Origin of the sequence: Rhizobium sp. NLR16a (genome assembly GCF_017948245.1) — a bacterium.
Lineage (GTDB): Bacteria > Pseudomonadota > Alphaproteobacteria > Rhizobiales > Rhizobiaceae > Rhizobium.
In genome coordinates, this window is the sequence record NZ_CP072865.1 from 3,125,285 (window position 1) to 3,150,054 (window position 24,770).

The 24,770-nt window shown below is 62.6% G+C and carries 19 protein-coding genes; 9 read left to right on the top strand and 10 right to left on the bottom strand.

Going from position 1 to position 24,770, the window contains the following annotated elements; genetic code table 11:
- Positions 1 to 162: 162 nt before the first annotated feature.
- Entirely contained in the window at positions 163 to 1,056 is an 894-nt protein-coding gene (locus tag J7U39_RS15280) for a LysR substrate-binding domain-containing protein (RefSeq protein ID WP_210628951.1), read from the bottom strand.
- A 232-nt stretch (positions 1,057 to 1,288) separates the two neighbouring features.
- Between J7U39_RS15280 and J7U39_RS15285 the strand changes: the two genes are divergently transcribed.
- The gene (locus J7U39_RS15285) at positions 1,289 to 1,675 is read left to right on the top strand and encodes an ectoine synthase (RefSeq protein ID WP_085779980.1); all 387 of its coding nucleotides are present in this window, start codon (positions 1,289 to 1,291) and stop codon (positions 1,673 to 1,675) included.
- A 107-nt stretch (positions 1,676 to 1,782) separates the two neighbouring features.
- On the opposite strand, the gene J7U39_RS15290 is transcribed toward J7U39_RS15285, so the two are convergent.
- The 3 genes from J7U39_RS15290 to J7U39_RS15300 all read right to left on the bottom strand — a co-directional run bounded on the left by J7U39_RS15290 (position 1,783) and on the right by J7U39_RS15300 (position 6,160).
- On the bottom strand, positions 1,783 to 3,132 hold the full coding sequence (locus tag J7U39_RS15290; protein ID WP_210628952.1) for an SLC13 family permease: 1,350 nt from the start codon (positions 3,130 to 3,132) through the stop codon (positions 1,783 to 1,785).
- Between the two features lie 92 nt (positions 3,133 to 3,224).
- Positions 3,225 to 4,739, bottom strand: a complete 1,515-nt coding sequence (locus J7U39_RS15295) for a malonyl-CoA synthase (RefSeq protein WP_210628953.1) — start codon at positions 4,737 to 4,739, stop codon at positions 3,225 to 3,227.
- Positions 4,736 to 6,160: a malonyl-CoA decarboxylase gene (locus tag J7U39_RS15300; RefSeq protein ID WP_210628954.1), complete on the bottom strand. Its 1,425-nt coding sequence runs from the start codon at positions 6,158 to 6,160 to the stop codon at positions 4,736 to 4,738. Before J7U39_RS15300 ends, J7U39_RS15295 begins: the two co-directional genes overlap by 4 nt.
- A gap of 165 nt (positions 6,161 to 6,325) precedes the next feature.
- Here J7U39_RS15300 and J7U39_RS15305 point away from each other — a divergent pair, with 165 nt between their 5' ends.
- Positions 6,326 to 6,976, top strand: a complete 651-nt coding sequence (locus J7U39_RS15305) for a GntR family transcriptional regulator (RefSeq protein WP_210628955.1) — start codon at positions 6,326 to 6,328, stop codon at positions 6,974 to 6,976.
- Between the two features lie 293 nt (positions 6,977 to 7,269).
- Here J7U39_RS15305 and J7U39_RS15310 read toward each other — a convergent pair whose 3' ends face one another.
- On the bottom strand, positions 7,270 to 7,671 hold the full coding sequence (locus J7U39_RS15310; RefSeq protein WP_085777184.1) for a thioesterase family protein: 402 nt from the start codon (positions 7,669 to 7,671) through the stop codon (positions 7,270 to 7,272).
- Between the two features lie 263 nt (positions 7,672 to 7,934).
- Here J7U39_RS15310 and J7U39_RS15315 point away from each other — a divergent pair, with 263 nt between their 5' ends.
- The 4 genes from J7U39_RS15315 (at position 7,935) to J7U39_RS15330 (ending at position 10,992) form a co-directional block, all read left to right on the top strand.
- The gene (locus tag J7U39_RS15315; protein WP_210628956.1) at positions 7,935 to 8,870 is read left to right on the top strand and encodes a histone deacetylase family protein; all 936 of its coding nucleotides are present in this window, start codon (positions 7,935 to 7,937) and stop codon (positions 8,868 to 8,870) included.
- Positions 8,871 to 8,872: 2 nt separating this feature from the next.
- The gene (locus J7U39_RS15320; protein WP_039618216.1) at positions 8,873 to 9,124 is read left to right on the top strand and encodes an exodeoxyribonuclease VII small subunit; all 252 of its coding nucleotides are present in this window, start codon (positions 8,873 to 8,875) and stop codon (positions 9,122 to 9,124) included.
- Between the two features lie 87 nt (positions 9,125 to 9,211).
- Positions 9,212 to 9,979: an SDR family oxidoreductase gene (locus tag J7U39_RS15325; protein ID WP_210628957.1), complete on the top strand. Its 768-nt coding sequence runs from the start codon at positions 9,212 to 9,214 to the stop codon at positions 9,977 to 9,979.
- A gap of 89 nt (positions 9,980 to 10,068) precedes the next feature.
- Positions 10,069 to 10,992 carry a pirin family protein gene (locus J7U39_RS15330; protein WP_210628958.1) on the top strand — a complete coding sequence of 308 codons (924 nt, stop codon included), beginning with the start codon at positions 10,069 to 10,071 and terminating at the stop codon, positions 10,990 to 10,992.
- Between the two features lie 25 nt (positions 10,993 to 11,017).
- On the opposite strand, the gene J7U39_RS15335 is transcribed toward J7U39_RS15330, so the two are convergent.
- The gene (locus tag J7U39_RS15335; RefSeq protein WP_210628959.1) at positions 11,018 to 12,994 is read right to left on the bottom strand and encodes a phospholipase D-like domain-containing protein; all 1,977 of its coding nucleotides are present in this window, start codon (positions 12,992 to 12,994) and stop codon (positions 11,018 to 11,020) included.
- Between the two features lie 264 nt (positions 12,995 to 13,258).
- On the opposite strand from J7U39_RS15335, the gene dxs reads away from it, so the two are divergent.
- A complete protein-coding gene (gene dxs / locus J7U39_RS15340) occupies positions 13,259 to 15,175 on the top strand; it encodes a 1-deoxy-D-xylulose-5-phosphate synthase (protein ID WP_210628960.1) in 1,917 nt (638 codons plus the stop codon).
- A 298-nt stretch (positions 15,176 to 15,473) separates the two neighbouring features.
- Here the strand turns inward: dxs and J7U39_RS15345 are convergent, their stop codons facing one another.
- A complete protein-coding gene (locus tag J7U39_RS15345; RefSeq protein WP_210628961.1) occupies positions 15,474 to 17,417 on the bottom strand; it encodes a methyl-accepting chemotaxis protein in 1,944 nt (647 codons plus the stop codon).
- Between the two features lie 227 nt (positions 17,418 to 17,644).
- Between J7U39_RS15345 and J7U39_RS15350 the strand changes: the two genes are divergently transcribed.
- Both J7U39_RS15350 and J7U39_RS15355 read left to right on the top strand, forming a co-directional pair.
- Positions 17,645 to 18,430 (top strand): TlyA family RNA methyltransferase, encoded by a 786-nt coding sequence (locus J7U39_RS15350; protein ID WP_210628962.1) that lies wholly within the window; start codon positions 17,645 to 17,647, stop codon positions 18,428 to 18,430.
- Positions 18,427 to 19,677 (top strand): class I SAM-dependent RNA methyltransferase, encoded by a 1,251-nt coding sequence (locus tag J7U39_RS15355; protein ID WP_210628963.1) that lies wholly within the window; start codon positions 18,427 to 18,429, stop codon positions 19,675 to 19,677. The genes J7U39_RS15350 and J7U39_RS15355 overlap by 4 nt, the downstream gene beginning before the upstream one ends.
- Positions 19,678 to 19,741: 64 nt before the next feature.
- Here the strand turns inward: J7U39_RS15355 and J7U39_RS15360 are convergent, their stop codons facing one another.
- The 3 genes from J7U39_RS15360 to J7U39_RS15370 form a co-directional block, all read right to left on the bottom strand.
- Positions 19,742 to 21,823, bottom strand: a complete 2,082-nt coding sequence (locus J7U39_RS15360; RefSeq protein ID WP_210628964.1) for a methyl-accepting chemotaxis protein — start codon at positions 21,821 to 21,823, stop codon at positions 19,742 to 19,744.
- A gap of 204 nt (positions 21,824 to 22,027) precedes the next feature.
- On the bottom strand, positions 22,028 to 22,780 hold the full coding sequence (locus tag J7U39_RS15365; RefSeq protein WP_210628965.1) for a crotonase/enoyl-CoA hydratase family protein: 753 nt from the start codon (positions 22,778 to 22,780) through the stop codon (positions 22,028 to 22,030).
- A 10-nt stretch (positions 22,781 to 22,790) separates the two neighbouring features.
- A complete protein-coding gene (locus J7U39_RS15370) occupies positions 22,791 to 24,566 on the bottom strand; it encodes an acyl-CoA dehydrogenase (protein WP_210628966.1) in 1,776 nt (591 codons plus the stop codon).
- Positions 24,567 to 24,770 lie beyond the last annotated feature (204 nt).

Sequence of the window (24,770 nt, forward strand, 5' to 3'; positions counted from 1 at the left end):
TCAGAAGATATGAATCCAATCAGTTTCCTTTCGTTTGCTTCAGGAAATCGCGTTTCCTGATCAAAAGTGTAGATTATTTTTCAAGCGCCGCAATAGCACCAATATGAAACTTTCATGACATTTCAGCTCGGGTCAAAACGAACCGTGCCCGTGGTTTCCAGCCTATTCCATGGTCGGCGGGCCGCCGGATCGACACTCCGCCGTGAACCATTCCGCAAAGCGGCGAACCGGCTTCTTCGCCCAGGAGCTGGTGATCAGGTAATAGCCTTGAGTCTCTGCCGTCGAAATGTCCGAGAGCACAACGAGGTCGCCGCGATCGATCTCTCGCCGGAACACTTCGACAGGGCATAGTGCGACGCCATGCCCAGCGATTACCGCCGTGGCAAGAATGTTGAAGTCCTGGAATATCGGCCCGCGAAGCGGGTCGGGCGCCGTTATATCAGCCTTTCGGAACCATTCTTTCCAGCCGTCCATGGATTCATCGTGCAGCAGCTCGGCTGCCGCAAAGGGAACGCCGTCGGCCGTCCAGTTTCGCTTTGCCAGATAATGAATGCTGGCCACCGGCTGGTTGCGCCTGGAGAAAAGCAGGCGGCTCTCCCGTCCCCCTGACACGTCTTCTCCCATGGTAATGAGAACATCCAGGCTTTCGTCATCGAAGCGCTCTTCCGCTTTTGCATAGACGATCCTGACATCAAGATCAGGATCGCTCTCCCGGAAAGATGGAAGTGCCGGAACCAGCCAGCGCGACGCGATCGAAGGAATGCATCCCACGGTTATCGAACGCCTATTGTGGTCTCTGCGCATGTTGCCGGTGGCGTGGGCGATGGCGGCCAGCGAGCCCGAGACGGCCAGATAATATTCGGCGCCCGCCGGCGTCAGTGCAACGCCGCGTCCGGATTTTTGCAGCAGCTTGCGTCCCATCCATGTCTCCAGATGTTTGACCTGGTGACTGATCGCGGCATGGGTCACGTGCAGTTCGTCTCCGGCCTTTGAAAGACTCATGAGCCGGGCGGTTGCTTCGAAGGCTCTCAATGCGTTCAGCGGCGGCAATTGCATCTGTTCGAATTCCTCACATAAGCAGCAGGATCCATTGGCCGCCCGATATGTCAAATCTTTTAGTATCACTTCGAACGTGCCGGAGAATATCCGATCGCCCTCGGCCCGCGCCAGATTATGTGTAGAATATTCTAACAAGTCTCTCAAATTAGATCATTTGAAAGAGTCGCGGGTGCAGTGCCTAATGGATCACGGAGATCAACACATCTCAGCCATTCGCGAGGAGACGAACATGTTTGTGAGAAGCCTGAGAGAAGTCGAGCAGACCGAGCGTTTCGTCGATTGGGGCAATGGCACAAGCCATCGTCTGCTGACCAGGGATGACGGGATGGGGTTTACCGTCTGCCACACCGTTGTTCGCGCCAACACCGAAGCCCTGCTGCAGTACCGCAACCATCTGGAGGCCTGCTACTGCATCCAGGGAGCAGGCGAGGTCGAGGATATGGACGGCAATGTCTTCCCCATCCGCGCCGGCGATATCTACGTTCTCGACAAACACGATCGGCACTATTTGCGGGGTGGCAAGGATGAGGATCTCATCCTCGTCAGCGTCTTCAATCCACCATTGAATGGCACGGAACGTCACGATCTAAGCAATAGAAGCGGTTCGGAATACTGAGCCGGCCGCCCCGCCCCGCGACCAATACCGCACACCACGCCGTTCAGGTTTTTTCGCCGCCGCGGGCGATGGGCCGGGGCGGAAAGCGATGGGTTCGGCGGTGGCCGTCAAACCAGCCCCGGCACGACGAACACCAACCAGGCGACGATCGGGCCGATAATGGCAATCAGCGCGCTATAGATCAGCAACTGCTTGAGGACCTGCTCTCGCCTGTCATCCGGCGCATTGGCGACCACAAGAGCGCCATTGGTGGAAAAGGGGCTGGTATCGACGATCGTCGTCGAAATCGCGATGGCCGCGACCACGCCTATGGCGCTGACATGTCCCTGCATGAGGAACGGAACCGCAAGCGGGATGATGGCGCCGAGCAGCGCGGTCGAGGATGCAAAGGCCGAGACGATGGCGCCGGTAAAGCAAAGCAGGAGCGCCACCAGCAGCGGCATGCCGAGACTGGATATGCCGTTCGCGACATAGTCGACCGTACCGGCCTTCTCCATGACGCCGACATAGGTGATGATGCCGGCAATCAAAAGCACGGTCGACCAGCTGACCTTGTCGATGGCCGCCTTCTGGGTCTTCGGGGACAGCAGCGCCAGCGCAACGGCGACGGTCATGGCGACCAGACCGACATTGAACTTGAAAACCAGGGCGCCGATGCCGAGCGCCGTCAGGCCGATCAGGGTGGTGATTCTCTCATTGTTCAGACGCAGCGTCGCCGCCGTATCGGCCGCAGTGCCGTAGGCATGGTCCCGGATCGGCTTTGCCGGCGTGCCGCCGTGGCCCCTGATCGAGGCCGACACGCCCTCGGGATGCAGTTCGGGCAAGGGGCCAGGTGATGTTGCCGGCGCGTGCCTCATGACCTTTGCGCCGCCGAAGGCGAAGAACACCAGCACTGATATCGCCAGGTTGAAGAAAAAGCTCGAGAGAAACAACGACGTCGGAGCGAAAGGCAGGCCGGCCTTCGCGACGATCTGGTTGGTGATGCCGCCATAGATGCTGATCGGCGAAAAGCCGCCTGCCTGGGCGCCGTGGATCACCATGAGACCCATCATCACCGGGTGAATGCGGTACTGAATGGCAAAGCTCAGGGCCACAGGGGCGAGAATGGCCACTGCGGCCGGCCCAAGCGCGCCGAAACCGGTGATGACGGCGGCGACGAGGAACATAACCCAGGGGATCAGACCGATGCGTCCACGCACCAGGCGCACGGCGCATTCGACCAGCCAGTCGATGGTGCCGTTGATCTGCGCGATGGCGAAGAGGTAGGTGACGGCGACGAGCGTCAGGAACAGATCGCTCGGGAAGCCGGCAAAAATATCGCCGGTCTTCATGCCGATTGTCATGGAGCCGAGGACGAAGGCGCCGGCAAAAGCGAGCGCGCCCATGTTGATCGGCTGGATCGTCGCAATGATGAACATCGCGACCAGCAGGCCTATGGCCAGTATTTCAATACCCATGATTCCCCTCCCTCCGGCGCCTCCAGCGCCGTAGCTGTTGCGTTCAAGTTTGATGCGGATGCCGACACGCCTCCTCCCAAAGGGCGGTCGCCTTACGTCCTGGTGTAAAGATCGGCGTATTGCTGCCGCAGGATGTTCTTCTGAACCTTGCCCATCGTGTTGCGCGGCAGGTCGTCGGCGAAGATGATGCGTTTGGGTTGCTTGTAGCGCGCGAGGCGGTCGTGGAGGGCGCTGACAATGCTCTTTTCATCCAGGACGGCGCCAGGCTTGCACACGACGACGGCGGTGACGCCTTCGCCGAAATCGGGATGCGGCACGCCGATCACAGCGCTTTCGACCACACCGTCGATCTGGTCGATCTCGCTCTCGACCTCTTTCGGATAGATGTTGTAGCCGCCCGAAATCACCAGATCCTTGCCGCGGCCGACGATGTGGACATAGCCGTCCCGATCAATCTTGCCGAGATCGCCGCTGATGAAGAAGCCGTCGGCGGTGAATTCGGCCGCGGTTTTCTCCGGCATGCGCCAATAGCCCTTGAAGACGTTCGGCCCCTTGATTTCGATCATGCCGGTTTCTTCAGGCGGCAGCACCTGTCCGGTGGCGGGATCGGTCACCCGCACCGTCACGTCAGGCAGCGGCAAGCCCACCGTCCCGGCAATCCTCTTTCCGTCATAGGGGTTCGACGTGTTCATATTGGTTTCGGTCATGCCGTAGCGCTCGAGAATCGCGTGGCCTGTCCGCGCCTGGAACGCGGTATGCGTCTCTGCCAGCAGCGGCGCCGAGCCTGAGATGAACAGGCGAATGTTGGCCGCCGCCTGTTTGTCGAAGCGCGGGCTTTGCAGGAGACGCACGTAGAAGGTCGGCACGCCCATCAGCATCGTTGCCTGCGGCATCAGCGAAACGACCTCATCGGCGTCGAACTTCGGCAGCAGGAACATCGAGGCGCCGGCGAGCAGCGTGACGTTGGTGGCGACGAAGAGCCCGTGCGTGTGGAAGATCGGCAGGGCATGAATCAGCCGGTCATCTGATGTGACGCGCCAGTAGTCCCGCAGGGTCAGGGCGTTGGAGAGCAGATTTCCATGGGTGAGCATCGCTCCCTTCGAACGGCCCGTTGTTCCCGAGGTGTAGAGGATCGCGGCCAGATCATCGGCGGCGCGCGAGGCATCGACAAAGTCGGCCGGCTCGTCGCGCGCAAGATCGAGCAAAGAGCCGCTACCGTCGGAGTCGAGGGTTTCGACGATCGCGCCGTGGCGTTTGGCGATGGTCTCCACGCCTTCCCGTGCGGCCGGGGCGACGACCACCAGACGCGGCTCCGCATCACCGATGAAATAGTCGAGCTCGGCCAGCGTATAGGCGGTGTTGAGCGGCAGGTAGACGGCACCGCTGCGAAGACAGGCGAGATAGAGGATGAGCGCCTCGACGCTTTTTTCGACCTGCACCGCAACCCGGTCGCCGGGGCGGATGCCGAGCGTGTCCATCGCGCCGGCGATGCGGCCGGAAAGAGCGAAGGCGTCGTCATAGGTCCATAGGCGGGTGCTATCGATCCGGATGAACGCTGCGTCGCCGGGCGCGGCGGCCCGCATGGCGTCGAAAAGATGGTTGCTCACTTTCGCCCTCCTCCAAGCGTGGAATTCATCAGTTGTACGAATGCTCGAGAGCCCTGCTGGCCATGGCCGCCGCGGCGGCCGTCATCGCTCTGGCTGAGCAGGTTTTTGACGGCGGGCGAGGCGATCACTTCGCCGCGCTGCGCCAGCGCCTCGTGGTTGGCGACGATGTCGTCGAGCTTGTAGAGGTAATTGACCATCAGACCGTGCGCCTGCTGGATAGCCTTGGGCGAGCGGTCGCCGAGGAAATTCAATCGTTCAAGCCGCGCGCCATTGCCGAGATGGAAGCGGGCAACGGGATCGACGGGACGGCCCTCCGGCGTCCGCTCGGTCAGGAAGTAGCGCGCCGCAAGCGGCAGCAATATGCGCTCCACTTCGGCCGCGCCGTTCTCCTTGCCGGGCCAGTTCGGATCGTCGAGCAAGGCCAGCATTTTCAGGGCCGCTTCGGATAGAACCAAGCCGTCTGCCGCGGCGCGCACCTTGGCAAGCCAACGGGCAAAGCCCGGGACCGGCGAGAGTGTGACGAAATTCTTCAGGCCGGGCAGGTCCCGGCGCAGGTCTTCCACCACCTGCTTGATCAGGAAATTGCCGAAGGAGATCCCGCGCAAGCCATCCTGGCAGTTGGAGATCGAATAGAAGACGGCCGTCGTCGCCTCGTCGGCATTGATCTGCTCCCTGCCCTCATCGAGCACATCGGCGATCGCCTTCGGCACGGATCGGGTAAGCGCCACCTCAACGAAGACGAGCGGCTCGTCGGCCAGTCGCGGATGGAAAAAGGCAAAGCATCGACGGTCGGCCGGCGCCAAGCGACGGCGCAACTCCTCCCAGCTGGCGATCTCATGCACGGCCTCGTATTTGATGATCTTCTCCAGGATGTTTGCCGGCGTCGACCAGTCGATGGGTCGCAGCGTCAGGAAGCCGCGATTGAACCAGGAGCCGAACAGATGCGTGAAGTCGGCATCAAGCGCGTCATAGGCTTCTGATCGGTCTTTGGAAGCAAGCAGCTGCTGACGCATGCGAACGAGCGTGGCGGTGCCGTTCGGCGCGTGATTCAACCGGCGCAGAAGCTCCTGCCGCCGCGGCTCGGCTGCCTGGTGGAGCGCAATAACGGCGGCCGAACTCTTGTCGTTGCGGTAGCGTTCAATCGCCTGGTCGAGCTTGCTCGCATCAGGTCCGAATTTTTCGTGAAGCATCTGGAGGAATGTCTGCGCGCCCTCGCTGTCGAGGGCCTCCCAGCGATCGAGTATCTCGGCCGCAAGGGCCATGCCGGATGCTTCGCCCCGGCTCGACAGCAGCATTTCACAGAGGGTCTGAAGATCGGCTTTGGCGGCGGCCTGTGTGTTGCGCGAGCCGGAAAACAAAAGCTGGCGACCGTGATCCGTGATGCTTTGCAGCATGTCGGTGAAGAAAGACGCCTCGGGCATGCCATTCTCCTCTCTTCCGAAGACCAGCCGTATTGTGCGGCCATTCAGACGATCTGCTTCCCATCGTCGGGCTTCATCGGTAGTATGTAGAGTGTCATCTTTCGTACACGGCGTCAACATTCGTGTATACAAGAATGGCGCTTGCGTATGAAGGATGCGAGACAAATGTCAGAGAATGCCGGTCGGTGGCTTCGGGATGAGATTGAAAACGCGATACTTTCCTACGAGTTCGCCCCCGGTGAACGGCTTGATGAAACGGTGCTTGCCAATCGGTTCGGCGTATCGCGAACGCCGGTGCGCGAGGCGTTGATGCAGCTTGACGCCATCGGGCTGATCGAAATCCGCCCGCGCCGCGGTGCGATCGTGATAGATCCCGGGCCGCACCGGATCTATGAGATGTTCGAGGTGATGGCGGAACTCGAAGGCCTGGCGGGATCGCTCGCCGCACGCCGGCTGGACAAGGCCTCCCGTGAAGCGATCACCGCCACCCACAGCCGCTGCGAACAATCGGCCGGCGCCGGCGATAGCGATGCCTATTATTACGACAATGAGGAATTCCATAAGGCGATCTACGCGGCAAGCCGCAGCGATTTCCTTGAGGAGCAATGCCAGCAATTGCATCGACGCCTGCGGCCGTACCGCCGCCTCCAGCTGCGCGTGCGCAATCGCCTGTCGACCTCCTTCTCGGAACATTGCGCCATCGTCGACGCGATCTTTGCCGGAGATGGAGATGCCGCCCGCCGCCTGCTGCGGAAGCATGTCGGCATTCAGGGCGAGAGGTTCAGCGATCTGGTGGCCAGCATGGCGTCGAGATGACGAGAGGCCCAAATTTCAGCCGGCGGAAAGCCGAGGCGCATCGCGGAGATCAAGGAAACCATCTGCGTAAAAACCGCAAGCACCGGGCTCTTACTCTTGAGGTTCATCTCCACGATGCGGGGAAACGAAAATGTTTTTCTTATTGGGCCAGGCCGAGAGAAGTGCTTTCCAGAAATCCCGCAGCGCCAGAAGCTGCGCGGCTCTCTGTGTTCCATACATGAACGTCACGACGTCGTCGGCGTCCCACCGACCGGTCTCTCGCTCGTCCTTCATCGCTACCCGCCGCAACGCCCCTAATCCAAAAACCCATACAGCCAGTCGCGCGTTTCCTCCGGCAGGGAGGCCGGCTGCTCGTCCTCTCTGTTGCGGGCCTGCCAGATGATCTCGACTTCGGCGGCGCGCTCCTCGCCGGTGTCGATCGAAACGAGGAAGCCGATGGAACGCACGCCGATCTTGTCGATGGCGGCGGTGAAGATTGCCGGCTCGTCATGGTGCAGCGGGCGGTGAAGCATGCAGGAGATCTTGCTGGCGCTATAGAGCGGTTCGTCGTCTACATCGGGCCGTGCCGACCAGAAGCTCGCAATAACGGATTCAGCGTAAGAAATATAGGAGGCCAGGAACATCTTGCCGTTCATATCGACATCGCGAAACGGCACGCGTATTTCCGTCACCCCAGGACGCTTTGACTCACTCATCAACAATACTGCCTTACAACATTCCCCCAAACCGACATTACTGCATAATTGATTGGATCGAAACAGATTTGATTCAAAGCGTTAGAGCCTGGCTTGCAGGTTGTTGAAGGCGCGCCGGTGCGACGATGCGACCGGTGCAAACAATGGGCTGAACGGTTCGCGTCCGATAGCGTGCGAAACCGCCGCGGGAGCACTTGTTGAAATCGGCGGGCAATGCCCCATCTGCTGTGGATCATGACAGAAGCGGCCGATAGAGTGTCTCCATGAGCACCCGTCTTTATGAACACCCGATCTTCCTCGAACATGTGACGCCCGCCGGCCATCCGGAGCGATCGGACCGGATCCGCGCCATCAATGTCGCGCTGGAACATCCGAATTTCGAACGGCTGGAGCGCCGGCAGGCGCCTGAGGCGAGCGAGGATGCGGTGCTGCTGGCGCATCCGGAGGAGCATCTTGCCGCCGTGATGCGGGAAATCCCCGAGGAAGAGGATCGGATCAACCAGCTCGAAGCCGATACTTATGCCAGCGTCAAGAGCCTGCAGGCGGCGCTGACCGGGATCGGCGGGGCGATGGCGGCGGTGGACGATGTCTTTTCCGGCCAGGCCGACAATGTCTTCGTCGCCGCGCGTCCGCCCGGCCATCACGCCGAGAAGATGACGGCGATGGGCTTCTGCTTCTTCAACAATGCGGCGATCGCCGCCCGTCATGCGCAGAAGAGGCATGGCGCCGAGCGCGTCGCCATCGTCGATTGGGACGTGCACCACGGCAACGGCACGCAGGACATCTTCTGGGACGATCCCTCGGTGCTGTTCTGTTCGACGCATCAGATGCCGCTCTATCCCGGCACCGGCGCCAAGGAGGAAAAGGGCAAGCACAATACCATCGTCAATGCGCCGCTTTCGCCGAATGTCGGCAGCGACCATTTCCGCGAGGCGTTCAAATCGCGCGTGCTGCCGGCGCTCGACGATTTTCGGCCGGATCTGATCATCATCTCCGCCGGCTTCGACGCGCATCACCGCGACCCGCTGGCGCAGATCAATCTGACGGGCGAGGATTTCGACTGGGCGACCGGCAGAGTGCTGGAACTGGCCGACCGGCACGCGAAGAACCGGGTCGTCAGCCTGCTCGAAGGCGGCTATGATCTCGAGGGGCTGGCCGAATCGGCGGGCATGCATATTCTGAGAATGATGAAGGGTTGAGAATGACTGACAGCGCAAAGCCGGAAGTGTCCGGCCTTTCCTTCGAGAAGGCGGTCGCAGAACTCGAAAGCATCGTCGCCCGGCTGGAACGCGGCGACGTGGCGCTGGATGAATCGATCGAGATCTATGAGCGCGGCGAAGCGCTGAAGAAACATTGCGAGACGCTGCTTTCGGCGGCCGAAAACCGCATCGAGAAGATCAGGCTCGACCGCGCCGGTAGGCCACAGGGTGTCGAGCCGCTCGACGGGGCCTGAAGCGCCGCAGCGCCCTGATGAAGGCGCTTGGCGATCGGCTTGCGGCCGATCTATGATCCCCTTCCAGAATCTCGAGGGGACGGAACAATGACGGACAGATTGAAGGGCAAGGTCGCCATAATCTCGGGCGGCGCGACCGGCATGGGCGGTGCTGCCTCGAAGCTTTTTGCAGCCGAGGGCGCGCGGGTGGCGATCATCGACCGGAACGGCCAGGCAGCGGCCGAGACCGTGAAGCAGATCCGTGATGCCGGCGGCGAGGCCGATCACTGGACGGCCGATGTCTCCGACGAAGCAGCCGTCAATGCCGCCGTTGCGGGCGTCGAGGACCGTTACGGTGCAGTGACCGTGCTCTTCAACCATGCCGGCACCATCGTCATCAAACCCTTCCTGGAAACGACGCTTCAGGAATGGGACTGGCTGCACGCCGTCAATGTGCGCTCGATGTTCCTGATGACCAAGGCCGTACTGCCGAAGATGATTGCCGCCGGCGGCGGATCGATCGTCTGCACCTCGTCGATCTCGGCGGTCGCCGCCACCCCGATGGAAGTGCTGTACGACACCACCAAGGGCGCGGTGCACATGTTCGCCCGCGCCATCGCCGTCGAGTTCCGCGACCGAAACATCCGCTGCAACGCCGTCTGCCCCGGTTTCATCCGCACGCCGCACGGGCTGCGCGAGGTCGCCGACCTGCAGGCGCTCGGCGTCGATGTTTCGGATGCCGCCATTGCCGCGCAGCAGGGACGGATCGGCGAACCGGAAGACGTGGCGCGCGCCGCCCTTTATCTCGCCAGCGATGAATCGAGCTTCGTCAATGGCGCTCATCTCTTCGTCGATAACGGCTTCACCGCGATCTGACATCATGGAGCCTCTTCGGCACATCCTGTTGGACGCGCGGCGCTGCAGGGACTATTTGTGGTCGACGTCCCTGCAAGCGGAGATCCCTCATGTCCTTCTTTCCCGGTAAAGATCCCCTGCCCGGCGATGCCTTCGCCTGCGATGCGATCGAGAACCTGATCATTCCGCGCACGAGCGACATCGGCGGCTTCCAGGTGCGGCGCGCACTGCCGACGCGGCAGCGGCGGCTCGTCGGGCCGTTCATCTTCTTCGACCGCATGGGACCGGCGATCCTGAAGCCCAATGAGGCGCTCGACGTCAAGCCGCATCCGCATATCGGCCTGTCGACCGTTACCTACCTCTTCGACGGCGAGATCCGCCATCGCGACAGCCTCGGCACCGAAAAGGTCATCCGTCCCGGCGACATCAACCTGATGACGGCCGGCCGCGGCATCGTCCATTCCGAGCGCACGCCGGACAATCTGCGCGGCCACCCGTTGCTGATGTCCGGGCTGCAGACATGGCTCGCGTTGCCCGACGACAAGGAGGAGATCGATCCTTCCTTCGCCCATACGGAAAAGACCGACATGCCGCTGATCGAAACATCAGGGGTGCGCGGCCGGGTCGTCATCGGTTCGTTCGAAGGCATGAGATCACCGGTCGGCACGTTCTCCGACACGCTCTATGTCGATCTCAACCTGCAGCCGGGCGTCCGCTTTCCCTTCGGCGCCGGCCATGAGGAGCGCGCCGTCTACGTGCTGTCGGGCGAGGTGGTCATCGCAGGCGATCGCTTCGTCGCCGATCAGTTGCTGGTCTTCCGGCCCGGCGATCCGATCACGCTGGAAGCCGGCGGCGACGGCTGTCATCTAATGCTCTTCGGCGGCGCGGCGCTGAATTCGAAACGCTATATCTGGTGGAATTTCGTCTCCTCCTCGAAGGAACGGATCGAAAAGGCCAAGGAGGAATGGCGCACTGGCCGCTTCGATATCGTGCCGGGTGACGAAGAGGAATTCGTGCCTCTGCCGGAGGGGTGACGGCGGCGGATAGGCCGCCTGGAAATCAACCCGCCGCGAAATAGCGCGTCAGCGCCCCCTTCGTGCGATTGACGTAGCCGTCCTGCCAACTGTCGTCGACGTTGAGGAAGCCCGACCAGCCCTTCTTGCCCTGGCGCTTCAGTTCCGCCTCGACCGCACGGAAGCGGTAGTGGTCGTAGACATCGAGGATATGCACCGCATAGGCCTCGGCAAGGGCGCGGTCGCCTTTGACGATCAGCATGTTCTCATCATTGGCGTAGGAGGCCTTGAAACCGAGGTTATGGCTGCCGAGGACGACGACGCACTCATCCGATAAGGGATCGATCACCAGCACCTTGTCGTGAATGATGGCGCCGACCTTCTTGGCCGTCAGTTCCTCCGCGCCGAAATCCGCCAGCAGTTGCCGGTCGTCGATGCGCGAGGCCCGGACGATCGAGACGTTGGCCTCGTCGAACTTATGCGGCGAGGTGGCGTCGACATCGTCGTCCTCGTCGTCGGGATCGTTCTTTTTGCTGGGGACATAGTTGGGCATGGCCTGGGGGCTGGAAACGGCGCCGGTGACGATCAGCTTCTGGTCCTTGAGGCCGATGTCGATCGCCTCGCCGACGATGCAATCCTTGCCGGACTGTCCGGGATAGAAGGCCAGAAACAGCACCGCATGCTCGGCGCGGCGCATCAGCCGGTAGACCTCGCGAAGGTCGGGCGGTGTATCCTTGCCCTTCCTTCGGCTCTGCATGTTCGGCGAAAACCATGCTTCGACCGAAGTGCCGTTGCCGGTCGGGACGATGGAAGGTGTTTCATTCGAGCGTCGGAATTCCTTGCTCTGCTGGTTGTCGGGCATGCCGTCGTCGAATTCGACGGGAGCTTCCAGCGTCGCATTATCTTCCAGCATCCGCTCCCAATAGGCAACATAGGCCGCGGCGACCGCATCGTTGCGGACGATCAAGGCGTTGTTGGACTGGCCGGCAAGTCCCGTGGCCGTCCAGTTGGTGCTGCCGGTGAACACGCTGCGCGTCCCGTCGGGCGCTATGTGCACCACGAATTTGTTGTGGCCGATCTGGCTCGAATTGTTGAACATCCGGTGGTGAATCTCGACGCCGGCCTCAATCAGCGCCTTGCGCGCCTCATGATTGCGCACATCCCAATCGTCGCTAACCTTGCCGGTGTTGGCGAGAATGATGCGTAACCTGTCCTTGTTGGCCAGCAGAAGCTCGAGCAGTTCCTTGTCCTCCAACTCATAGAGGGCGATCAGAAAGCGTCCAGGCGCATTCATGAACTCCCTGAGCATCGGAATGACATCGCCGGCCAGATATTTGCGGATGCCGTTCGCCGGATCGGAAATCATGTCGATCAGCTCGTTCGGCTTCTTCACACCGTCTTCCAGCAGGACGTTTCGCAGCCACTGGGCAGCCAGGATACCGTTGGTGAAGGTCGATTCGAACTGGCCGCGCTTGCGCGTCACATGAACCCGATTGGAGGCGACGGCCGGCCCGAGATAACCGAGCGGCCGCGGCGGCCCTTCATAGGCCTTGACTGAGATTTTCTCGAAGGTGCCGTCAGGCTTCCTGATCGGCCTGCCCTTTTCGTCCCGCTTGTTGATTTGGACGATCTCAGGTGTCGGATCGGGCGCGGCCTGCAGGCCCGGCTTCAGGTCGCCAAGTGGACGGATCTCGTAACGCACGCGGACCTCGTCCGGCCGTCGTCTCATCTCGTTGCGCCGCTTGCGCAGCGTCAGATCGCGCCAGGAGAGCTTCTGCACCGGCCAGAGCGAGGTCGTTTGCGGCAGCCAATGCGGATTGCGCTGTCCCTTGAAGGCTACCCAGGCGGCGCAGGTCACCCGGTCCTCGCTGCCATCGGCTCTTTTCGCGACGTTTCCCTGCTCGTCGAGATACACGCGGACGACTTCGAAGCCGAGGCATCCGTCGATCTTGTCGTCTATCTCCCAGGCCACATAGGCGACCTCGTTGTTCACATAGGCATGCGCTGCAACAATCGTTCCCATGACCCGTCTCCCCAGTGAGCAAGGCAACATTGCTACCCTTCCGTGTCATATTCAAGCTGCTCGCCAGCTCTTCGCGCGTTCGATCGGCTGGGAAAAACGGGCAAATGCAACTCACAGAAATAGAAAGTGATATCTACCGAAACCGCTCACACTTTTTTCCGCCATGCTCTAAGGTGAAAACCTTCGGTTCCTGAAATGCACTTGTTTTGCCCCGATCTAATCGAATAAAGCGAAACGAGGAAAAGCAAGAAAGAGCGCCCGCCCGTGACACAACTGCCGAAGACCCCCCTGCTCGACCAGGTCGTCTATCCCGCCGACCTGCGCAAGCTCGAGGATCGCGACCTGCCGCAGCTTGCCCGCGAGGTCCGGGATGAAATGATCGATGCGGTGTCGCGCACCGGCGGTCATCTCGGCGCCGGCCTCGGCGTGGTCGAGCTGACGATCGCCATCCACAGCGTCTTCGATACGCCCAACGACCGGCTGATCTTCGATGTCGGCCACCAATGCTATCCGCACAAGATTCTCACCGGCCGGCGCGACCGCATCCGCACGCTGCGCCAGGAAAACGGCCTTTCCGGTTTCACCCGCCGGGCCGAGAGCGAATATGATCCGTTCGGGGCAGCGCACTCCTCGACCTCGATCTCGGCCGGCCTCGGCATGGCGATTGCCGCCGATCTCGACAAAACCGACCGCCGCGTCATCGCCGTCATCGGCGACGGGGCGATGTCGGCCGGCATGGCCTATGAGGCGCTGAACAATGCCGGTGCCCTCGATGCCCGCCTCATCGTCATCCTCAACGACAACGACATGTCGATCGCGCCGCCGACCGGCGCAATGAGCGCCTATCTCGCCCGCCTCGCTTCGGGGCGCACCTATATGGGCTTCCGCGACTTCGGCAAGAAGCTGACGGCCTATCTCGGCAAGAATATCGACCGGGCGATCACGCGCGCCGTCGAGCACGCGCGCGGCTACGTCACTGGCGGCACGATGTTCGAGGAGATGGGCTTCTATCATATCGGGCCGATCGACGGGCATTCCTTCGACCATCTGCTGCCGGTGCTGCGCAATGTGCGCGACAATGGCCGCGGGCCGGTGCTGATCCATGTCGTCACCCAGAAGGGCAAGGGTTATCCGCCGGCGGAGGCCGCTGCCGACAAATATCACGGCGTCAACAAGTTCGACGTCATCACGGGCGCGCAGGCGCGGGTCAAGCCGAACGCACCGAGCTATACCAGCGTCTTTGCCGAAGCGCTGGTGCAGGAAGCCGCTCTCGACGACAAGATCGTCGGCATCACCGCCGCCATGCCGAATGGTACCGGTCTCGACAAGCTCGCAGAAGCCTTCCCGTCGCGCTGTTTCGACGTCGGCATCGCCGAACAGCATGCCGTGACCTTTGCCGCCGGCCTTGCGGCGGAAGGCTACAAACCGTTCGCCGCACTCTATTCCACCTTCCTGCAGCGCGCCTATGACCAGGTCGTGCACGATGTGGCGATCCAGGGCCTGCCGGTGCGTTTCCCGATCGACCGCGCCGGCTTCGTCGGCGCCGACGGGCCGACCCATGCCGGCTCCTTCGACACCGCCTTCCTCGCGACCCTGCCCGGCTTCGTGGTGATGGCGGCGGCCGACGAGGCCGAACTCAAGCACATGGTGCGCACGGCAGCCGCCTATGATGCCGGCCCGATCTCCTTCCGCTATCCCCGCGGCGAAGGTGTCGGCGTCGACATGCCGGCGCGCGGCGAAATCCTGCAGATCGGCAAGGGCCGCATCGTCAAGGAAGGCACCAAGGTGGCGCTGCTCTCCTTCGGCACCCGGCTTGCCGACTGCCTGCTCGCCAGCGAAGATCTCGAGGCTGCCGGCCTTTCGACAACGGTCGCCGATGCGCGTTTCGCCAAGCCGCTCGATCGCGACCTGATCCGCCAGCTCGCCCGCCACCACGAGATGCTGATCACCGTCGAGGAAGGCTCGGTCGGCGGCTTCGGCAGCCAGGTGATGCAATACCTTTCGAGCGAAGGCCTGCTCGACAACGGCCTGAAGATCCGCTCGCTCGTCATGCCCGACATCTGGATGGAACAGGCCAAGCCGGAAGCGATGAACGCCCATGCCGGGTTGGACCGCGCCGGGATTGTTTCGACCGTGTTCCGGGCGCTCGGGCGCGGTGTTGCTGTTGGAGTTGCGGGGTAGATGAATTGTGAGGGCATGCCATGTGGCCCCCTCATCCGCCCTACGGGCACCTTCTCTCCGCTGGGGAGAAGAGGGAATCGACACGCCGCCGCCGGCAGGCGGATGAGGGGGCCACACGCAAGTCCCTCAATAAAAGGGCGGCGCATCTCCCCCACCTCCCATCTCCGTATTTGCCCAACGCGTCGCTGGCGCAGTGGATCGCTGTATGATTCTCGTGTTTATCTGCGGTCCCTCCAACGAAAAAGGGCGACGCATCACTGCACCGCCCTCTTCATCTAGCATCCCACTCTGAGCGCTCTCAGAACTCCGTCCACTCCTCCTGCACCGCAGCTGCGGCGGTTGCCTGGCGCCCGGCGAAGGCCTTGGTGACCTGGCTGGCAAGGGCGCGGGCCGGAGAGGCGACCGGGCGGGAGGCAGGTGTCGCGACTGCCGTCCTCTGGGCCGAAGCGGCAGGCTCGGTTCCGAGCTTGAACTGGCGCAGCAGCTCGTCCAGGGCGCTTGCTTCCTGGGCAAGCGCATGGCTTGCAGCGGTCTGCTGCTCGACCATCGCCGCATTCTGCTGCGTGCCCTGATCCATGTTGTTGACGGCGGTGTTGATCTCCTGCAGCCCGATCGACTGTTCGCGCGTGGCGGTGACGATCGCGTTGACGTTGCGGTTGATCTCCTGCACCTCGGCGACGATCGCTTCCAGCGCCTTGCCGGTTTCGCCGACCAGCGTGACGCCGGTCTGGACATGGGTGCCGGAATTGGTGATCAGGTCCTTGATTTCCTTTGCAGCCTTGGCGGAACGCTGCGCCAGTTCGCGCACTTCCTGGGCAACGACGGCAAAGCCCTTGCCTGCCTCACCGGCGCGTGCGGCCTCGACGCCAGCGTTCAGCGCCAGGAGGTTGGTCTGGAAGGCGATGTCGTCGATGACACCGATGATGTTGGAGATTTCGCCCGAGGACTTTTCGATCTGCTGCATTGCCGAGACCGCCTTGCGGACGACATCACCTGATTTTTCGGCGCCGAGGCGGGTGCGCTCGACGAGATTGCCGACATCCTCGGCGCGCTTGGCGCTGTCGCGCACCGTCGTCGTCACCTGCTCGAGCGCTGCGGCGGTCTCTTCGACCGCGGCGGCTTGCTGCTCGGTGCGATGGGCAAGATCGTCGGCGGCCGAGCGGATCTCGCCGGCGCCGGCATTGATGGCCGAGGCATTGCGGCCGACCGACTGGAGTGCCGCCTGAAGCTTTTCCACGGCATTATTGAAGTCGTTGCGCAGGCTGTCATATTGCGATGCGAAGGGCGTCTGGATGCGGGCGGCGACATCGCCGACGGCAAGGCCGGCCAGGCCACCGGCCAAAGCGTCGACGGCGTAGCGGAGCTCGCCCTCCTCGCGCGCCTTCTGCTCATCGCTTGCCTGGCGCTGGCGCTCTGCATCGTCGCGCATGCGGTCGGTTTCACCGGCAAGACGCAGCTTCTCGATCGCCGCCTGCTTGAAGACGAGAACCGACTGGGCCATGCGGCCGATTTCGTCGCCGCGTTCGACGGCCGGGACTTCGATGTCGTTCTGACCGCCGGCGAGACGATCCATGGCGGCGGTCATGCCGACGACCGGGCGGACGATGGTGCGCGACATCAGCCAGGCAAGAAGGGTGGCGGCAAGCGAGGCGACGATGCCCCCGGCCAGCAGCGTCGTCGTCAGATCGCTGTTGGCATCGGCCCGGATCGCGGCGAGCGCATTCGACTTTTCGCGGGCGGTGGCCTTGATCTTGGCGGACGCCTGGCGGAAACCATCGAGCTGACCCTTGGTGGCGTTGACGCCGATCTTGACGACCTCTTCGATCGGCATGTCGGTTTCCTTGCGCGCCTTGGTCTGCGGTTCGGCAAGTTCATGGAAATAGAGGTCGGCGGCCTTCTGCATGCCGTCGATCATCTCGACCAGTTGCGGCTCGCCCGCCGCCGTCTGCCTGGCGGCGGCGATCGCCTTCAGCATGCGCTCGCGATTGGCGAAGACGTCGCCATAGGTGCTGTCGCTGCGGAAGAGAATGAAGCCGCGCAGGTTGACCGCCTGCTCGAGCATGGCCTGCAGCGCATCATCGATCTGATTGACGAGCAGCTCCGATTTTTCCTGCTCGGCGGAGGCGGCCGCCGACGCCGTCGCCTTCGAATAGACGAAAGCCGAAACGGACACGAAGATCAGAATGAGGGCTGCGAACGTGGCCGCAAGCTTCCCGTTCAAGGATATATTTTTGGCAGACATCGATGAATTTCTCCTGGCGACAGTCGACGCGGCGAGAGACGGCCGCGCACAAGGCGCAACCGCAGAGACTGGGAATCGGAAACATGATCGGCGGAAGACGCCTGCGCCTTCATGGCGCCAAGCGGTTTGAACCAACCGCTGTAATCGTGCCGACCCTATGCGGGCAGACTTTAAATTTGCTTAAATTGCGCACCTCAGGAATTGCCCGGCAATCCGCAGGGAATAAAATGCTTGCAACCGACGGCTTTGCCGGTCATTCACAGCCGATGTCAGCTCAGAACAGCCAACGCCTCGACCAGCTTCTCGTCTCCCGCGGCCTCTTTGCCAGCCGCTCGCGGGCGCGCGACGCCGTGCAGCGCGGCACCGTCAGGATCGGCGGCCAGCTTGTAACCAAGGCCGGCGCGCTCTTCGGCGACGATGCCGAGATCGAGATCCACGACCCGGCACAGGCTTACGTCTCACGCGCCGCATTGAAGCTCGCCGCCGCTCTCGACCATTTCCGGCTCGATCCTGCCGGCCATCACTGTCTCGATATCGGCGCTTCCACCGGCGGTTTCACCGAGGTGCTGCTGCAGCGGGGTGCTGCGCATGTCACCGCCATCGATGTCGGGCATGGGCAGATGCATCCGCGGATCTCGGCCGATCCGCGGGTGACGAACCGCGAGGGCCTCAACGCCCGCAGTCTCAGCGCCGACGATATCGGCGAGCCCGCCACCTTCATCGTCTCCGACGTCTCCTTCATCTCGCTGAAGCTGGCGCTGGCGCCGGCGCTTGATCTCGCCGCGCCGGGCGCCGTTGCCGTGCTGCTCGTCAAGCCGCAGTTCGAGGCCGGGCGCGAGGCGATCGGCAAGGGCGGGCTTTTGAAAGAACCCTCCTCTGCTCCCGCGGTTGCCTCCGAGCTGGAGCGCTGGTTCACCGAGGACATGGGCTGGAAGAGCCTCGGCCTCATCCCCTCGCCGATACCAGGCGGCGACGGCAATCGGGAATACCTTCTGGCAGGATTGAAAGCGTGAGCACCGAAACCGTCACGATCGAGAAACTCGGCGCCCAGGGCGATGGCATTGCAAACCAGGCCGAGGGGCCGGTCTACGTACCTTTTTCCCTACCGGGGGAAACAGTGGCGATCGCCCGTGTCAAAAGCCATGGCACGATCATGTCGATCGCGGCGCCCTCACCCGACCGGCAGGAGCCGCCTTGCCGGCATTTCGGCCCGGATGGCGTCAACGGCACCTGCGGCGGCTGCACACTGCAGCATCTGGCGGATGCCCCCTACCGCGCCTTCAAGCGCCAGCTGGTCGTCGATGCGCTGAGATCCAAGGGGTTGACGCCTGAGGTCGGCGAGATCGTTCCGGCCCGGCCGGGCGAGCGCCGGCGCGTGGTGTTTGCGGCGCGCAAGACCGAGAAGGATATGCTGATCGGCTTCAACCAGGCCGAAAGCCATCATATCGTCGCGATCGAGGAATGTCCGATCTCGTCGGCCGGGATCGTCGCCCGGCTGCCGGCGATCAAGGCGATCGCCGCCTCGCTCGCGACCAATGCCGAACCCTTCCGGGTGGCGGTGCTCGAAACGCTCTCCGGCCTCGATCTCGCAGTCGACGAGATCAGGAAACTCTCCGACCCGCAGCGGCGCAAGGCGATCGAGACCGTGCTGGCCTTGCGCGGCATCGCCCGCGTGACGCTGAACGGCGAAATCCTCGTCGAGCCGGCCAAGCCGATCGTCGAATTCGGCGGTGTCGAGGTTTCGCCGCCGGCTGGCGGCTTTGCCCAGGCGACCAAGCCGGCGGAAGAGGCGATGGCGAAGCTGGTGCTCGCTCATGTCGGCAAAGCCAAGCGGATTGCCGATCTCTTTGCCGGCGCCGGCACGTTTTCGCTGAGGCTGGCACGGATCGGCCGCGTCCATGCGGTCGAGGCCGAGGCGAAGGCGCTCGCAGCCCTCGACCAGGCCGCCCGCAATACCCAGGGGTTGAAGCCGGTGACGATCGAAAAGCGCGATCTCTTCCGCCGTCCGCTGATGACGCAGGAGCTGAAGCCCTATGACGCCGTCGTCTTCGACCCGCCGCGCGCCGGCGCGGAGTTCCAGTGCAAGGAGCTGGCCCGATCGGCGGTGAAGAAGATCGCCGCGGTCAGCTGCAATCCGCTGACGCTGGCGCGCGATCTGGCGATCCTCGTCGAGGGCGGCTACCGCATCACCGGGGTGACGCCGATCGATCAGTTCCTGTGGACCTCGCATGTCGAGGTGGTGGCGACGCTGGAGAAGTAACCGGCGTCATTCGGCAATCGGAAACGCCCGCGGCGAGCGCGGGCATCTCCGATGATAACCTTTGTCAAGCTGCGCGGCGGACAGCCAACGCTTCCTGAGCGCCGAGTCTGAACTGCGCCAGAAGCCGCATCAGTTTCGCGGCCTCCTGGGCAAGACCATGGCTGGCGGCCGTCTGTTCCTCGACCATGGCTGCATTTTGCTGGGTGCCCTGATCCATTGTGTTGACGGCAGTGTTGATCTCGGCGAGGCCTGTCGACTGTTCACGCGTGGCGATCACAATCGCCTCGACATGGCGGCTGATTTCCTGCACCTGCGTAACAATCGACTGGAGCGCCTTGCCGGTATCGCCGACGAGTGTGACGCCTGAACGAACCTGAGCATTCGAAGTCGTGATCAGGCCTTCGATTTCCTTGGCGGCCTGGGCCGAACGCTGGGCCAGTTCGCGCACTTCCTGGGCAACGACGGCAAAACCCTTGCCGGCTTCACCAGCGCGTGCGGCTTCGACGCCAGCGTTGAGAGCCAGCAGGTTTGTCTGGAAGGCAATATCATCGATAACGCCGATGATGCTTGAGATCTTCTCCGAGGACTGTTGGATGCCGGTCATGGCATCGACGGCCTTGCTGACGATCTCGCCCGAATGTTCGGCGTCGTTGCGTGTGCGGCCAACCAGACTGCCGGCCTCTTCGGCGCGGCGAGCGGTATCCTTGACGGTCGTGGTGATCTCTTCCAGAGCGGCAGCCGTTTCCTCGACGGAGGCGGCCTGCTGTTCGGTGCGGCGGGCAAGACCGTCCGCGGCGGTACGGATTTCCGTCGCTCCAGCGTCAATTGCGTGGGCATTGCTGCCGACGGCCTGGAGGGCAGCGTCCAGCTTGGCGACCGAGGTGTTGTAGTCGCTGCGCAAGCGATCGAGGTGGGAGGCAAAAGGCGTATCGATGCGATGGGCAAGATTGCCTTCGGAAAGTGCTCCGAGCGCGCCAGCAAGCGCATCGACGGCCTCACGGATCTCCGCGGCCTCACGCGTTTTCTGCGCTTCGCGTTCCCGGCGCTCGCGTTCCGTCAGCGAGCGACCCTGCTCAGCCTCGCTTTCCAGGCGCTCCCGGTCGATGGCATTGGCCTTGAACACGGCAACGGTCTCCGCCATCGAGCCGATCTGGTCATGGCGTTCCTCGCCCGGAATGGCGGCGGAAAGATCTCCGCCGGCAATCTTCTGCATGGCGGCGGTCATCGCCGTGATCGGACGGATGACGAGGCCGTGCAACAGCCATGCCATGGCGGCAATCATGATGCCGACGGCCAGAAACGTGGCGACGAAGGCCGCGATGCGGAACTGGTTGAGCGTGGCGAAGGCTTTGTCGCTGTCGACCACGAAGCCGAGATACCACTTTACAGTCGGAAGACCCTCGACGGGTACGAAGGACACGAGCACCGGTTTGCCGGTAAATTCGGTCTCTGTGAGGCTGCCGCCGATCGAGGGGGTGACCGTCGGAAAGGCATCGGCCAATGTCTTCGTCACCAGCTTTGCATCGGGGTGGATGAGAATTTGGCCGCTGCTATTAACGAGGAAAGCCTCTCCCTGCCCGCCAAGATTGATCTCCTTGATCATCTTGACCATGGTTTCCAGCGAGAAGTCGCTGGCGGCAACACCGGCAAGCTTGCCGTCGCGGGAAACCGGGACCGCGGTGCTGATGATTAGATTGCCGCTGGATGCATCGGTATAGGGTTCAGTCAGCACGGGAGCATTTGCCTTGACGGCATCCTGATACCAGGGGCGCTTGCGCGGATCGTAACCCGCCGGCAGCGGCAGGTCGGGCCACGATGTGAAGACGCCCTGCTCATCGCCGAAATAGGTGCTGACAAACTGAGTGACGAGCACGTCATTCTGCAGGACTTTGCGCACGCTGTCGCGATCGACCGCCTTACCGACAGCATCGCCTACCATGGCGGTCAGGATGACGCGCCCATTCATCCAGTTGGCAAGGCTGTGGGCAGCCTGCTCGCCCGAGGATTTGATATTCGCTTCGATTGAAGAGGTGGTCACGCTACGCTGAACGTAATCGATATAATAGGAAAAGGCGGCGAAAGCGGCTAGAACCACGATAGACGCTGCAACCAGGATGCGCGTCATCAGATTGGTCTTCTTTGTCATGCCATGCACTCCTTCAAATAGATTCGGGGGCGCAACGGTTAAGCACGCTGCCAAATGGGCGGCGGCAACCGTTGGATGAATTTGAACAAGGGGGTCAAGCACATCATGCGCCCGGACGGCCGAGGAATCCGTCGCGCTCTAGTTATTTAGCTTATACTTAAAAGGAGCTTAAAATCTCATCAAGAACCGTTAGATTATAGGGGCTCAACGTCGCATAAAAGCTTTGAAGGCGGCCCGCGCCTCTGCACTTTTCAGCCGGGCTGAGAAATGGCGAGCCTCTTCATCGATGCGGGCGATAATTTCCTCGCGCGGGCCGCGGACGAGCTCACGGGCGATGCGCAGCGCCTCGGGCGGCTTGGCGGCAAGCTTTGCGGCAGCAGCCAGCGTCTGGCTTTCAACCTCTTCCGGCGTCGTCACCTTCCAGACAAGCCCGGCTTCCCGTGCGTCCTCGGCGCTGAAGGTCTCTCCGGCGGCGAGCATGGCAAAAGCCCGCTGGTGTCCCATGATGCGCGGAGCAATCAGGCTGGACGCCGCTTCCGGCACCAGCGCCAGATCGACGAAGGGCGTGCGGAACTGGCTGCGGTCGGAAGCGATCGTCAGGTCGCAATGCAGGTTGAGGGTCGTACCGATGCCGATCGCCAGGCCGTCGACCCCGGAGACCAGCGGCTTTTCGGATCTGACGAGCGCGTAGAGAAAATCGATCAGCTCCTCTCCCATGCCGCCGCCCGTTGCGGCGGCCAGAAAATCGGCGATGTCGTTGCCGGCCGAAAAGCTGCCATCGGTGCCGAGGAACACCGTCACCCTTATCTTCGCGTCCGCATTGGCGCCATTCAGCGCATCGGTCATGGTGCGGTACATCGCCCGCGTGAACGCATTCTTCTTTTCCGGCCGGTTGAAGCGGATGAGCTGGACGCCGGGATGGGCGGAAGGCTGCTCGACGATGATGTGATCGGTCATGGAGTTTTCCTCAGACAAGCAGAATGCGGGCGGCGGCAAGGCTTGCCGCGCCATTGACGACCCGGTCGCGAAGGGCTGCGGTCTCGGCGAGCAGGTTTTCGGCGGCAAAGCGGCAGAGCGCGATTCGGCCCTCGGCTTTGCCGTCGCCGCTCACGGCCAGGCCCCCCTTGGCGAGATAACAGCCGGTGAGCACCAGCCCGAACAGGCGCTGATAGGGCGTGGCGCCGGCGAGCGCTTCCGCGGTTCTGTCGTCTGCCAGCGCCTCCAGAAGCCAGGCCGTGGCCTGCTCAAGGTCGGCGATGGCTGCATCGAGCCGCGCGGCTGTCTCGCCGAAACCATCGAGATTCGAGCGGCGGACACCGTCGGCGATCCCCTTCAACTCGGCGATGAAGCCTTTTACCTGATCGCCGCCGGAAAGCGGCAGCTTGCGGGTGACGAGATCGATCGCCTGGATGCCGTTGGTGCCCTCGTAGATCGGCGCGATACGGGCGTCGCGGAGATAACGGGCCGCACCGGTCTCCTCGATGAAGCCCATGCCGCCATGCACCTGGATGCCGAGCGAGGCGACCTCGACGCCGGCATCGGTTGAAAACGACTTGGCGATCGGCGTCAACAGCGCGGCACGCTCCTGCCAGTGGCGGCCGTCGCCTGCCCGGCGGGACATGTCGATCGCATGGGCGCAGGCATAGGAGATGGCGCGCGAGCCCTGGGTCAGCGCCTTCATTGTGAGAAGCATGCGGGCGACGTCAGGATGTTCAATGATCGGGCTCATGCCGGCGGCCGACCAGCCCGGGGCCTTGCCCTGTGTGCGTTCGCCGGCATAGGCGATAGCCTTCTGAGTGGCGGCCTCGGCGATCGCCACCCCCTGCATGCCGACCGCCAGGCGGGCATTGTTCATCATCGTGAACATGCAGGCGAGCCCCTTGTTCTCCTCGCCGACCAGCCAGCCGATCGCCCCCTTTTCGTCGCCGAACCGGCCGTCGCCATAAATCATCGTGCAGGTCGGCGAGCCATGGATGCCGAGCTTGTGCTCCAGCGCATGGCAGAAGAGATCGTTGCGGGTCCCGAGCGAGCCGTCGTCGTTCACCAGAAACTTCGGCACCAGGAAGAGCGAGATGCCGCGCGTGCCGGCCGGCGCATCCGGCAGCCGCGCCAGCACCAGGTGGATGATGTTGTCGGCCGCGTCGTGTTCACCCCAGGTGATGAAGATCTTCTGGCCTGATATGCGATAGCTGCCGTCGGGCCTGCGTTCGGCGCGGGCTTTCAGGACGCCGAGATCAGAGCCGGCATGCGGCTCGGTCAGGTTCATGGTGCCGGTCCATTCGCCCGACACCATCTTTGCCAGATATTTCTCTTTCAGCGCCGCGCTGCCATGGGTGCTGACCGCCTCGATCGCACCCATCGTCAGCGTCGGAGCCAGCGCAAAAGCCATGGATCCGGAATTCCACATTTCGAGCGCTGCGACATTCAGCATATCGGGCAGAGCCTGGCCGCCGAAAGCTTCAGGCGCCGTCAGGCCGTTCCACCCGCCGGCGATCCAGTTGCGGTAGAGGTCACGCCAGCCATCCGGCAGCCGGACCTCGCCGTCAATCAGGCGGGCGCCCTGGCGGTCGCCGATTTCAGCGAGAGGCGCCACTTCCTCTGTGGCAAAACGTCCCGCCTCGGCCAGGATGGCGTCGACGAGATCCTCGCCGAGATCGCCGAAAAGACCATTCGACATCACCTCGCTCATGCCGGCTACATGCTTCAATGTGAACGCGATTTCCTCGACGGGCGCCTTGTACATTGCTTCCTCCTCCGTGGGGTACCTGCACCGCATGCAAAGCCCTCCCCGGCAAGGGCTAGTTGATTTTTACGTAAACGTCAATTTTGATTCATACCGCGCGATGCGATAATTCCACTGGCGCGGTGCTTTCCTCTTGCACAGCGGCGCCCATGGACGGCATGGAGAACTGAAGACAATCTATCGCCCTCGCAAAGGAACGGCGAC